Source organism: Pseudomonas poae (assembly GCA_028869255.1).
Lineage (GTDB): Bacteria > Pseudomonadota > Gammaproteobacteria > Pseudomonadales > Pseudomonadaceae > Aquipseudomonas > Aquipseudomonas poae_C.
In genome coordinates this window covers 5,814,364-5,827,033 of sequence record CP110972.1, presented here as the reverse complement: position 1 = coordinate 5,827,033, position 12,670 = coordinate 5,814,364, and the positions used below count along the sequence as shown (strand labels likewise).

Genomic DNA, 12,670 nt, shown 5'->3' with positions numbered 1-12,670 from the left:
CTGAGCATAGATTCTGTGGATAGATCTCTACAGGCCTTTTTTTACGTTGTGTATAGCGATTCAAAAGTCTGTGGTCATGTGCCAATGAGGCCCTTGGATAAGTGCTTTAAGCCTGTGGATTAAACAGGTGGTTATCCACAGAGGGGTTTTTACTCAGGTTTCAGGCCCTGTTATCAACTGGGCACAGGGGCGGTTATTCACAGGGCTTAATCCACAGAATTCGATGATCAGAGGTAAATCGCAGCCACGGCGAAGCCACCGAAAACCTTCGACTCTGGGTTCATCACAGAAAAAACACGGCTATTGTGAGAAAACGACGGCGCAGTTAATAATAGCGATTATCATTAACCTGCCTTGTCCATGCCTATGTCCCCTCCTTCACACACGGCTGCGGTCCAGCACATCTATGAGCAACACCATTCGTGGTTGCACGGGTGGCTGAAAGGAAAATTGCACAACACCTGCGATGCGGCCGACGTGGCGCACGATACGTTTGTGCGTATTCTGGGAGGGCGCCATGCGGCGCAGATCCTCGAACCACGGGACTATCTGGCGACCATCGCTCGGGGGCTGGTGATTGACCGCTACCGGCGACACGCCATCGAGCAGGCTTACAAACAAACCCTGGCCGAACGCCCGCACGCCTGCGCCGTCAGTGAAGAAGACAAGGCAATCATCATTGAAACCCTGGTGGCTGTGGATAAAGCCCTGGCCGGCCTTGGGGAGCGAGCGCGGCGGATCTTCATGCTGTCGCAGATCGAGGGCCTGACTTATCAACAGATCGCCGAGCAACTGCAGGTGTCGTTAACCACGGTGAAGAAACACATGATCCGCGCCCTGACTGAATGTTCGCTGATCATGGCCGGCCTGTAATGGCTGCGCCCGATCGCAAGACCTTCGAAGCCGCAGCCAGCTGGTATGTACAGTTTCAGTCCCAGCCCCCGACACCCGCAGATCGACAAGCCTGGCAACAATGGCTCAATGGCGATCCGACCCACCAGGCGGCGTGGAACCAGATGGAACAATTGCAGCGCAGCCTCGGCGCCCTTCCCCAGGATCTGACTCGCCGCGCCTTGTCGTCCACGCAACAACGCCGCCAGGTACTCAAGTGGATGCTGGTACTCGGCGCCACCGGCTACCTGGGTTGGAATGTTCAGCAACATACGCCGCTGGGCAGTGTGTGGGCAGACTACCGCACCCCCGTGGGTAAACGGCGGCGCATCGAGCTGGCCGATGGCACACGGATTGATCTCAACACCCACACGGCGATTGATGTGGTATTCGACGGGCGCCAGCGCCTGATACGTCTGCGCCACGGTGAAATACTTATCCACACCGGCAAATCGGGTGGGCAAACGCCGTTTTATGTCGACACCCGCCAGGGCCGGATTCAAGCACTGGGCACGCGTTTTACAGTGCGCCAGCTGGAGGATTCCACGCGGGTAGGCGTGCTGGAAGACCGGGTAAGTCTGTCGCCGGGCGATCAACCCGACCGAGGCCGGTTGCTGAATGCCGGTGAAAGCGCTGACTTTGATCGGCAACACGTGGGGCCCAACCATCCCTATGGTGGCGCTCAGGCTGCTTGGGTCGATGGTCAATTGATCGTGCTGAATGCGAGGCTCGGGGAGGTGATCGACGAACTCGCTCGCTATCGAGCAGGTGTATTGCAGTGCGATTCAGCCTCGGCACGGCTGCGTGTTTCCGGGACATTTCGCCTGGACTCCACTGATGCCGTGCTGGCCAACCTGCAGGCAACCCTGCCGATCCAAGTGAAATACTTCACCCGTTTTTGGGTCTCGGTGCAGCGAATCGCCTGATCGCAAAAAATAATCCACAGGGGGTTATCTTTTTTTTACCTGACACGGCCCTACCGGTAATTACGACGCTACCTTCAGGGCTTACCCACCTATGCGCCTCCCTACCAAGCTTCGCCAGCAACTCTCCCGCCACGGCATGACCTATGGTTTGCTGCTCACCTCGGCCGTCGCCACCGGTGTGTTGCTCTCGACCGGCGCCATGGCCGCCAGCGCGGTGCAACATTACGCCATCGCCGCGGGGCCGCTGGACCGTGCCTTGAGCCAATTTGCCGCCAGGGCCAATGTGATTCTGTCCTTCTCGCCCGAGCAAACGGCGCGTTTGAACACCACAGGGCTTGAAGGTGACTACTCGGTGGACCAGGGTTTCGCGCTGCTGCTGCAAAGCTCGGGGTTGCAAGCGGTCGTCCAGGCGCCCGGCAGCTATGTGTTGCAGGCCGCTCCCACCGGTCAACTGACCCTCTCGCCCACCACCGTCAGTACTTATCAACAGGCGGGGTTTAATCAGGAGATTGCCGGGGATGTAGGCTACAAAGCGCAAAATAGCCGCATCGGGACCAAGACCAGCACCCCGCTGTCGGAAACCCCGCGCTCGGTCTCGGTGGTCACCGGCCAGCGCATCAAGGACCAGAAGTCCCAGACCCTGACTGAAGTGCTGGGTTATGTACCGGGGATCTTCGCGCCGCCTTTCGCCGCTGGCGACAGCCTGGCCGGTGATCTGTTCTTCATTCGCGGTTTTAACGCCACGGATTACGGCTACGGCCTGCTGCGTGATGGCTTACGCGTGCAAGGCAACCGGTATGACACTACCAGCGAGCCGTACGGCCTGGAGCGCGTCGAGATTTTCCGTGGGCCTTCTTCCCTGCTCTACGGTGAAAACGCCCCGGGAGGCCTGGTGAACCTGGTCAGCAAACACCCCACGGCGACCCCACAAGGCGAGGTGCAGCTGGGTTATGGCTCGAATAACCGGCGCCAAGTCGGTGTGGATATCTCCGGCCCGCTCAATGACAGCGACAACATCCTTGGTCGGGTGGTGATGCTCGGCCGCAAGTCCGATACACAAACGGATCATGTCCCGGACGATCGTCTCTACATCGCGCCGTCCCTGACCCTGAATTTTGACGACTACAACAGCCTTACCCTGCTGGCCAACTACCAGAAAGATCACACCAACCTGGAACTCGGCCTACCGGCAGCCGGCACTTTGCTCAAAAATCCCAACGGCAAACTCTCCAAGCACACCCTGCTTGGCGATCCGGACTGGAATACCTTTGAACGTGAGGCCTGGAGCGCCGGTTACGAATTCAGCCACAGCTTCAATGACGATTGGCAGTACCGCCAGAACTCGCGTTATATGCAGTCGCGCATCAACCGCCATGAGACCTGGCCGAGTGCACTGAATAACGGCGGGTTCGGCACCCAACTGAACATGACCGCCTACGACCGCTACAACAAGTCGATGGTCTACTCCCTGGATAACCAGCTTGAAGGCAAATTCCAGCTGGGCGCGCTGGAAAATACCGTACTGTTCGGCGCCAGCTACGATCGTACCTCGTTCAACCAGGATTGGGACGCAGGCTTCGCCGGCACCATCAATGTGTATAACCCGGTGTACCTGCGCGAACCCACCACGCCGATTGCGGTGCAAAACACCTTGCTTGAGCAACAGATGAAAGGTGTTTATGCACAGGTCCAGAGCAAGTATGACCACTGGTTGTTCCTGCTGGGCGGCCGCCAGGATTGGGTCGACAGCGATTTTCGCGACAAGGTGAAACCGGCCAGCAATATCGGCTCCGAAGATCGCAAGTTCACCTACCAGGGCGGCGTGATGTACCAGTTCGACAACGGCCTGACGCCGTATGTCAGCTACTCCACTGCGTTTGTGCCGGTCCAGCAGATTTCCAACGCCGGCTCGCCGCTGAAACCGATTACCAGCAGCCAATACGAAGTGGGCGTTAAGTACGAACCGATCGGTTGGGACACGGCAATGACCTTATCGGTCTACGACCTGCGCAAACAGGACGACACCTACCTCGATGCCACCACCAACAGTTACCGCCAAGTGGGCGAGAGCCGCGCCAAAGGTGTGGAGGTGGAGGTCAATAGCAACCTCACGCCGAACCTGAACGTCACCGCCGCTTATACCTACACGGATGCCCGGATTACCAAGGACTCCGCCACCTCGCTGGTCGAGGGGCATCAGATGACGGGCGTTCCGCGCAACCAGGCTTCGGTGTGGGGCAAATACCGTTTCCTGGATGGCCAACTCAAAGGTTTTTCCCTGGGCGGCGGTGTGCGCTATTTCGACAGTACCTTTTCCTACACAGCGCCGTCGCTATACGGGAAGTTGGACGCCGGCAGTGTGACGCTGGTGGATGCGGCCGTCGGTTATCAAATAGACAAACACTGGTCAGTGGATGTGAACGCCAAAAACCTGTTCGACAAGGAATATGTATCCGGTTGCAACGACGCAGGCCGTTGCTACTGGGGCGACAGCCGTACCTTGCTCGGTACGGTGTCCTACAACTGGTGAGGCGCTGTGGATAAGCCGGCTATTTACCAATACAGAAACTGGAAAAGATCCTCCCCAACAAATCATCGGAGCTGAATGCACCGGTGATTTCCCCGAGCAGCTGCTGCGCCTGACGTAAATCCTCAGCCAGCAGCTCCCCTGCCCCCGCCAACGTCAGCTGCGCTCGACCGTGCTCCAATGCCGCGCTGGCATGGCGCAGCGCCTCCAGGTGCCTGCGCCGGGCACTGAAGCTGCTTTCCGAGGTCTGCTCGTAGCCCATGCACGCCTTGAGGTGCTCGCGCAGCAGTTCCAGGCCATCACCCGCCGACTTGGCGCTGAGGCTGATCGTCACATGGCCATCCTCACTGGTTTGCAGGGCAATGGCTTCGCCCGTGAGGTCTGCCTTGTTGCGGATCAACGTCACTTTGGCCGGGTCCGGCCGTTGCTCGAGGAACTCCGGCCATAGCGCAAAAGGATCCACAGCCTCGGGCGCCGTGGCATCCACCACCAACAGCACACGGTCCGCTTCGCCGATGGCTTTGAGCGCACGCTCCACGCCGATCTTTTCCACCTGGTCGTCGGTGTCACGCAACCCGGCGGTGTCGACCACGTGCAGCGGCATGCCGTCGATGTGGATATGTTCGCGCAGGATATCTCGGGTGGTGCCGGCGATCTCGGTGACAATGGCCGCTTCGCGACCTGCCAGAGCGTTGAGCAGGCTGGATTTTCCCGCATTCGGTCGACCGGCGATCACCACCGTCATGCCGTCCCGAAGCAACGCGCCTTGGCCGGCTTCACGCAGCACTGTGGATAACTCATCACGGACTTTATCCAGCATCGCCAGTACATGGCCATCGGCTAGAAAGTCGATTTCCTCTTCCGGAAAATCGATCGCGGCTTCCACGTAGATACGCAGGCTGATCAACTGCTCGGTCAAGTTATGCACACGCAGCGAGAAAGCCCCCTGCAATGAGCGCAACGCATTGCGCGCAGCCTGTGCAGAACTGGCCTCGATCAAGTCGGCAATGGCTTCGGCCTGTGCCAGGTCGAGCTTGTCGTTCAAAAAGGCGCGTTCGCTGAACTCCCCGGGGCGAGCCAGGCGGCAGCCCAATTGCAGGCAGCGCTGCAGCAACATATCCAGTACGACCGGGCCGCCGTGGCCCTGCAGTTCCAATACATCTTCACCGGTGAAGGAATTGGGCCCCGGGAAATAGATCGCCAGGCCCTCATCCAGGACGCTGTTGTCCGCATCCAGAAACGCCCCGTAATGGGCATAACGCGGCTTCAGTTCACGGCCGCTGATCGCTTGCGCCGCCTTACCGGCAAGCGGCCCGGAAATTCGAACGATACCGACACCGCCGCGACCTTGAGCGGTAGCGACAGCAGCGATGGTTTCACGAGGAGCGCTCATCAGCAGGTTCCAGAACAAAAATGACGGAAAGCAAAACGCCCCACTAGGGGGCGTCTTGAGTGGTTATCCACAGAGTAAATTACGCAGCAGCGTTTTTGGTAGCCGCTTCGATTTTACGTGTGATGTACCACTGTTGAGAGATCGACAACACGTTGTTGACCACCCAGTACAGCACCAGACCAGCCGGGAACCACAGGAAGAAGAAGGTGAAGATGATTGGCATCATTTTCATTACCTTGGCCTGCATCGGGTCCGGCGGAGTCGGGTTCAGACGCTGCTGGATAAACATGGTCGCGCCCATGATGATCGGCAGGATAAAGAACGGGTCTTTGATCGACAGGTCAGTTATCCACAGCATGAACGGAGCCTGGCGCATTTCCACGCTTTCCAGGAGTACCCAGTACAGCGACAGGAACACCGGCATCTGTACCAGAATCGGCAAGCATCCACCCAGCGGGTTGATCTTCTCTTTCTTGTACAGCTCCATCATGGCCTGCGACATTTTCTGCCGGTCGTCACCATGTTGCTCTTTCAGAGCGGCCAGCTTCGGCGCCACGGCACGCATACGCGCCATCGACTTGTAGCTGGCGGCAGACAGAGGGAAGAAGATCCCTTTGATCAGCATGGTCAGGAAGATGATCGAGAAGCCCCAGTTACCCACAATGCTGTGGATATGTTGCAGCAGCCAGAAAATCGGCTGGGCAATGAACCAGAGAATGCCGTAATCCACAGTCAGTTCCAGACCTGGGGACAACTCTTTCAGGACTGCCTGGCTTTTCGGGCCGGCGTACAGAGTGGCGCTGGTTTCAGCCTTGGCACCTGGAGCGACGGTCAACGCCGGGCCAGTGAAGCCAATGATGTAGTTGCCCTGGCTGTCCTTGCGGGTTTGAACCAGGTTGGCTTCACCTTTGTTCGGGATCCATGCGGTCACGAAGTAGTGTTGCAGCCAGGCTACCCAACCGCCTTGAACCGTTTCTTTCAGCGCGCCCTTGTCGATATCTTTCATCGACACTTTTTTGTACGGCTCGCCACTTGTCCACAGGGCTGCGCCCAGGTAAGTCGCGGTGCCGGTGGCGGTGCTGGAAGATGGATCGGAGCTGCCATCACGCTTGAGCTGGGCAAACAGGTTGCCCGTCCACGGCTTGGCGCTTTCGTTGTCGATCAGGTAAGTGACCTTCAAGTCGTACAAACCACGGGTGAAGCTGAAACGCTTGATGTAGTTGACGCCGTCCTGAGTGAATTTCAGGTCGACGTTCAGCTGGTTCTGGCCATCAGCCAGTTGATAAGTCTTCTGTTCGGTCGAATAAACCGGACGACCGGTAGCACGAGCATCCGGACCGTCAGTGCCGGTCAGGCCGCTTTGCGCCAGATAAGTACGTTCACCACCGTTATCGAACAGTTGGAACGGCACATCCGGATGGTCTTGGCGACGTGGATACAGCGGCAGTTTCAACTGCGCGATATCACCACCTTGTGGGTCGATAGCCAGGTCGAGCACATCCGTTTTCACGTGGATGAGGTCTTTATTGGTGACCACTGGCGTTTCTAGAGGGGCGCTTGTCTCGCCATTCGCGCTGGGAACATCGGCACTCGCGGACGCATTGTTACCCAACGGGGTGTCCGGAATAGCCGGCGCAGCCTGATTGGCAGCAACATTCTGAGTCGGCAGGGCAGCCTGGCCGTAGTCCTGGTTCCACTTAAGAACCATGACGTAGGACACGATTGCCAGGGCGACGATCAGGATCGTGCGTTTAATATCCATGATTACTCGGCCATCGAAGAAGAACGGGAGGTAGGGATAGGTGGAACCGGGTCATAACCACCGGGATTCCACGGATGACAGCGACCTAAACGACGAAAGGTCAGCCAGCCACCGCGCAGAAGACCATGATTTTCTATGGCCTCTAACGCGTAGCAGGAACAACTGGGGTAGAAACGACAGTGGTTGGCCATCAGAGGACTAATGGCATAGCGATAAAACTGGATCGGAACGATGGCCAGTTTACGCATCAAGGCTGTCTACCCCTACAGTTTCGGTAGCCGCTGGTGGTGCTGGCTTGTTGGTACGCGCCAAACGTTTCCAGAGCTTGCCGAAATGCTGAATCAATTCGGGGTTTTCTACATCCCCCAAGCCTTTGCGCGCGACGATAACAATATCCCAACCAACCAGAGTGTCCTGGTGGAGGCGAAACGATTCGCGCATCAGACGCTTGAGGCGATTGCGCTCAACGGAGAGCTTTACGCTCTTCTTGCCGATCACCAACCCGAGACGGGGGTGATCAAGATCGTTGTTACGCGCAAGGAGCAGGAGATTTTTCCCCGGAACCTTGCCGGTGGGGGAGTCAAAGACTGCCTTGAAGTGCCGGGGGGTTAGCAGACGCTTTTCCCGACTGAAGTCCTGACTCACCACCAGTACCGGATTATCAAACTGCCAGACGCGCACGACCTTTGGCGCGGCGACGCGACAGGACAGCACGGCCGTTCTTGGTAGCCATGCGAGCACGGAAGCCGTGGGTACGGGCGCGTTTGATGGTGCTTGGTTGGAAAGTACGTTTCATGGCGTTGTTACCTGGTTCGTCCACAACGGGCCGGAATGGCCCCCGTTTTAAGAGACCGGCGATTCTAGAGAAAGCAAGCCTCTAGGTCAATTTCCAACCAGCTTTTCCTTTAATTAGATCTTTATGGGTCATCAGCCCTTTCCTGTCCGCCAGGCTCTCACGGGCAATGCCATAGATATAAAAATAAAGAAGGAAGTTATTTAAAGCTTTTCTGTAAAGCTTATAAAAGCTAGGGATGGCTTCTTCTGTGGATAACTACCTTAAGGCCATATTCCACGTGCTGTACAGAGAATGACAACTACAGGGGAAAACGGTGCTTTGCCTGTGCTGCACTGTCGGATAAGCTGTGGGTGGAATGGCATGTTATCCACAGGCCAGTTACCCACAGACTTTAGCCCCCACTTGTACAACGGGCTTAGGCACGCTTATCCACAGAGCTTATACACAGACCATTGGTCGCCTTTTTTGCAGTTAAGGCATTGATTTTGGGCGCCCGGTGAGCAACCTACATGTGGATAAGTGGGCGGCTGGCCGCTACAATGGCGGCTGTTTTTGCCTCACCGGCTTTCAACTTAGGGGATATCCGTGTCAGTGGAACTTTGGCAGCAGTGCGTGGAGCTTTTGCGCGAAGAGCTGCCTGCCCAGCAATTCAACACCTGGATCCGTCCGCTACAGGTCGAAGCCGAAGGCGACGAGTTGCGTGTCTATGCGCCCAATCGTTTTGTACTCGACTGGGTCAACGAGAAGTACCTGAGCCGCGTTCTCGAATTGCTCGATGAACATGGCAACGGCCTCGCGCCCGTGCTCTCCTTATTAATAGGCAGCAAACGCAGCTCGGCACCTCGTGCTGCGCCGAATGCACCGTTGGCGGCCAGCGCCTCGCAGGCTCAGGCCGCTGCGGCACCTGTTAATAACTCGCCCGCGCCGGTGGCCCAGACGCCTTCGAAATCTTCGTCGCAGAAAAACGCGCCTATTAATGAAGAGCCGTCCCGCGACAGCTTCGACCCGATGGCCGGTGCCAGCTCCCAGCAGGCACCTGTTCGTGCCGAGCAGCGTACCGTGCAGGTTGAAGGCGCGCTCAAGCACACCAGCTACCTGAACCGCACTTTTACCTTCGAGAACTTCGTCGAAGGTAAATCCAACCAGTTGGCCCGCGCGGCCGCCTGGCAGGTGGCCGATAACCCCAAGCACGGCTACAACCCACTGTTTCTTTATGGTGGCGTAGGTTTGGGTAAGACTCACTTGATGCACGCGGTGGGTAACCACCTATTAAAGAAGAACCCGAATGCCAAGGTGGTGTACCTGCACTCGGAGCGCTTCGTGGCTGACATGGTCAAGGCCCTGCAGCTCAATGCCATCAACGAGTTCAAGCGGTTCTACCGTTCGGTTGATGCCTTGCTGATCGATGACATTCAATTCTTCGCTCGCAAGGAACGCTCCCAGGAAGAGTTCTTCCACACCTTCAACGCCCTGCTCGAAGGCGGCCAACAGGTCATCCTGACCAGTGACCGCTACCCGAAGGAAATCGAAGGTCTGGAAGAGCGTTTGAAGTCGCGTTTCGGCTGGGGCCTGACCGTAGCGGTAGAGCCGCCGGAACTGGAAACCCGCGTCGCGATCCTGATGAAAAAGGCCGACCAGGCCAAGGTCGATCTGCCCCACGACGCCGCGTTCTTCATTGCCCAACGCATTCGTTCCAATGTGCGTGAGCTGGAAGGCGCTCTCAAGCGGGTTATCGCGCACTCGCACTTTATGGGCCGCGACATCACCATCGAGCTGATTCGCGAATCCCTGAAAGACTTGCTGGCGCTGCAGGATAAACTGGTGAGTGTGGATAACATCCAGCGCACCGTGGCCGAGTACTACAAGATCAAGATTTCCGACCTGCTGTCCAAGCGCCGTTCGCGCTCGGTGGCTCGTCCGCGTCAGGTGGCCATGGCCCTCTCCAAAGAGTTGACCAACCATAGCCTGCCGGAAATCGGTGATGTGTTCGGCGGTCGCGACCACACGACGGTGTTGCACGCCTGCCGCAAGATCAATGAACTTAAGGAATCCGACGCGGATATTCGCGAGGACTACAAGAACCTGCTGCGTACACTGACAACTTGATGACACCAGCGCAGCTTATTAAGGCAAGGGACTAGACCATGCATTTCACCATTCAACGCGAAGCCCTGTTGAAACCCCTGCAACTGGTCGCAGGCGTCGTCGAGCGCCGACAGACCTTGCCGGTGCTCTCCAACGTACTGCTGGTGGTTGAAGGCCAGCAATTGTCGTTGACCGGTACCGACCTGGAAGTCGAGCTGGTTGGCCGGGTTCAGCTGGAAGAACCGGCTGAGCCAGGCGAAATCACTGTGCCTGCGCGCAAGCTGATGGACATCTGCAAGAGTCTGCCCAACGAAGCGCTGATCGACATCAAGGTCGACGAGCAGAAGTTGGTGGTGAAGGCGGGTCGCAGTCGTTTCACCTTGTCGACCTTGCCAGCCAACGATTTCCCGACGGTTGAAGAAGGCCCGGGCTCGCTGACCTGCAGCCTGGAGCAAAGCAAGCTGCGTCGTCTGATCGAGCGCACCAGCTTTGCCATGGCCCAGCAGGACGTACGCTACTACCTCAACGGTATGTTGCTGGAAGTCTCCGAAGGCGTCATTCGCGCTGTGGCCACCGACGGTCACCGTCTGGCGATGTGCTCGATGCGTGCCGATATCGGTCAGCCCGATCGTCACCAGGTGATCGTGCCGCGTAAAGGTATTCTTGAACTGGCGCGCCTGCTGACCGAGCCGGACGGCGCCGTCAGCATCGTACTGGGCCAGCACCATATCCGTGCTACTACCAGCGAGTTCACCTTCACGTCCAAGCTGGTCGATGGCAAATTCCCGGATTACGAGCGTGTACTGCCCAAAGGCGGCGACAAGCTGGTGATCGGTGATCGTCAGGCCCTGCGTGAAGCCTTCAGCCGTACTGCGATTCTGTCGAACGAAAAGTACCGTGGTATTCGCCTGCAACTGGCCAACGGTCAGCTGAAAATCCAGGCCAATAACCCGGAGCAGGAAGAAGCGGAAGAAGAAGTGGGCGTCGACTACAACGGCGGCTCGCTGGAAATCGGCTTCAACGTGAGCTACCTGTTGGACGTACTGGGTGTGATGACGACCGAACAGGTTCGCCTGATTCTGTCCGACTCCAACAGCAGCGCCCTGGTGCAGGAATCCGACAACGACGACTCGGCTTACGTTGTCATGCCGATGCGCCTGTAACCATGCTCAGCAGAAGCTAGATGTCCCTCAGTCGCGTCTCGGTCACCGCGGTGCGCAATCTGCACCCGGTGACCTTCTCCCCCTCCCCCCGCATCAATATCCTCCACGGCGCCAACGGCAGTGGCAAAACCAGCGTGCTGGAAGCCATCCACTTGCTGGGGCTTGCCCGTTCCTTTCGCAGTGCTCGCTTGTTACCGGTTATCCAATACGAACAATTGGCGTGCACAGTGTTCGGCCAGGTCGAATTGGCTGAAGGTGGGCACAGCAGCCTGGGGATATCGCGTGATCGCGGCGGTGAGTTCCAGATTCGTATCGACGGGCAGAATGCTCGCAGTGCCGCGCAGCTGGCAGAAATTTTACCGTTGCAATTGATCAACCCCGACAGCTTTCGGTTGTTGGAGGGCGCGCCAAAAATCCGCAGGCAATTCCTCGATTGGGGAGTGTTCCACGTGGAACCACGCTTTATGGCCACTTGGCAGCGCCTGCAGAAGGCCCTGCGGCAGCGGAACTCATGGCTGCGGCATGGTACACTTGACGCCGCTTCGCAAGCAGCCTGGGACCGGGAACTGTGCCTGGCCAGCGACGAAATAGATGAATACCGCCGCGCCTATATCAAAGCCTTGAAACCAGTCTTTGAGCAGACCTTGAGTGAGTTGTTGGATCTCGAGGGCCTGACGTTGAGTTACTACCGTGGTTGGGATAAAGAGCGCGAGCTGAGTGCTGTACTCGCCACGTCCCTGCACCGGGATCAGCAAATTGGCCACACCCAGGCCGGCCCCCAACGCGCTGATTTGCGTCTTAGATTGGGTGCACATAATGCCGCGGACATCTTGTCCCGGGGTCAGCAGAAGTTGGTGGTGTGTGCGCTGCGGATTGCCCAGGGGCACTTGGTTAGCCAGGCCCGGCGCGGGCAGTGTATTTATCTGGTGGACGACTTGCCGTCGGAACTCGACGAGCAGCACCGCCGCGCGTTATGCCGCTTGTTGGAAGACTTACGCTGCCAGGTGTTTATCACCTGTGTAGACCACGAATTATTGAGGGAAGGCTGGCAGACGGAAACGCCAGTTGCTTTGTTCCACGTGGAACAAGGCCGTATCACCCAGACCCACGACCATCGGGAGTGAAGG

Annotated in this window: 11 protein-coding genes; 6 read left to right on the top strand and 5 right to left on the bottom strand. The window is 57.7% G+C overall.

Going from position 1 to position 12,670, the window contains the following annotated elements; genetic code table 11:
- The first annotated feature begins 366 nt into the window (after nt 1–366).
- From LRS56_26440 to LRS56_26430, 3 genes are all read left to right on the top strand, one after another.
- Nucleotides 367–873 carry a sigma-70 family RNA polymerase sigma factor gene (locus LRS56_26440; protein ID WDU62255.1) on the top strand — a complete coding sequence of 169 codons (507 nt, stop codon included), beginning with the start codon at nt 367–369 and terminating at the stop codon, nt 871–873.
- Entirely contained in the window at nt 873–1,817 is a 945-nt protein-coding gene (locus LRS56_26435; protein WDU62254.1) for a FecR domain-containing protein, read from the top strand. The genes LRS56_26440 and LRS56_26435 overlap by 1 nt, the downstream gene beginning before the upstream one ends.
- A gap of 91 nt (nt 1,818–1,908) precedes the next feature.
- On the top strand, nt 1,909–4,347 hold the full coding sequence (locus LRS56_26430; protein WDU62253.1) for a TonB-dependent siderophore receptor: 2,439 nt from the start codon (nt 1,909–1,911) through the stop codon (nt 4,345–4,347).
- Nucleotides 4,348–4,366: 19 nt separating this feature from the next.
- Here the strand turns inward: LRS56_26430 and mnmE are convergent, their stop codons facing one another.
- The 5 genes from mnmE to rpmH form a co-directional block, all read right to left on the bottom strand.
- A complete protein-coding gene (gene mnmE / locus LRS56_26425) occupies nt 4,367–5,737 on the bottom strand; it encodes a tRNA uridine-5-carboxymethylaminomethyl(34) synthesis GTPase MnmE (GenBank protein WDU62252.1) in 1,371 nt (456 codons plus the stop codon).
- 79 nt (nt 5,738–5,816) lie between these two features.
- On the bottom strand, nt 5,817–7,499 hold the full coding sequence (gene yidC / locus LRS56_26420) for a membrane protein insertase YidC (GenBank protein ID WDU62251.1): 1,683 nt from the start codon (nt 7,497–7,499) through the stop codon (nt 5,817–5,819).
- A 2-nt stretch (nt 7,500–7,501) separates the two neighbouring features.
- The gene (gene yidD, locus LRS56_26415; GenBank protein ID WDU62250.1) at nt 7,502–7,747 is read right to left on the bottom strand and encodes a membrane protein insertion efficiency factor YidD; all 246 of its coding nucleotides are present in this window, start codon (nt 7,745–7,747) and stop codon (nt 7,502–7,504) included.
- Nucleotides 7,740–8,144 carry a ribonuclease P protein component gene (gene rnpA / locus LRS56_26410; protein WDU65817.1) on the bottom strand — a complete coding sequence of 135 codons (405 nt, stop codon included), beginning with the start codon at nt 8,142–8,144 and terminating at the stop codon, nt 7,740–7,742. Before rnpA ends, yidD begins: the two co-directional genes overlap by 8 nt.
- Before the next feature lie 16 nt (nt 8,145–8,160).
- Nucleotides 8,161–8,295, bottom strand: coding sequence for a 50S ribosomal protein L34 (rpmH, locus tag LRS56_26405; protein WDU62249.1), 135 nt, complete (start codon nt 8,293–8,295; stop codon nt 8,161–8,163).
- 585 nt (nt 8,296–8,880) lie between these two features.
- Here rpmH and dnaA point away from each other — a divergent pair.
- From dnaA to recF, 3 genes are read left to right on the top strand one after another with little or no spacing between them, the layout of a single operon-like run.
- The gene (gene dnaA, locus LRS56_26400) at nt 8,881–10,401 is read left to right on the top strand and encodes a chromosomal replication initiator protein DnaA (GenBank protein ID WDU62248.1); all 1,521 of its coding nucleotides are present in this window, start codon (nt 8,881–8,883) and stop codon (nt 10,399–10,401) included.
- Nucleotides 10,402–10,439: 38 nt separating this feature from the next.
- Complete coding sequence (dnaN, locus tag LRS56_26395) at nt 10,440–11,543, top strand: DNA polymerase III subunit beta (protein WDU62247.1); 1,104 nt, start codon at nt 10,440–10,442, stop codon at nt 11,541–11,543.
- A gap of 20 nt (nt 11,544–11,563) precedes the next feature.
- Nucleotides 11,564–12,667, top strand: coding sequence for a DNA replication/repair protein RecF (gene recF, locus LRS56_26390; GenBank protein ID WDU62246.1), 1,104 nt, complete (start codon nt 11,564–11,566; stop codon nt 12,665–12,667).
- Nucleotides 12,668–12,670 lie beyond the last annotated feature (3 nt).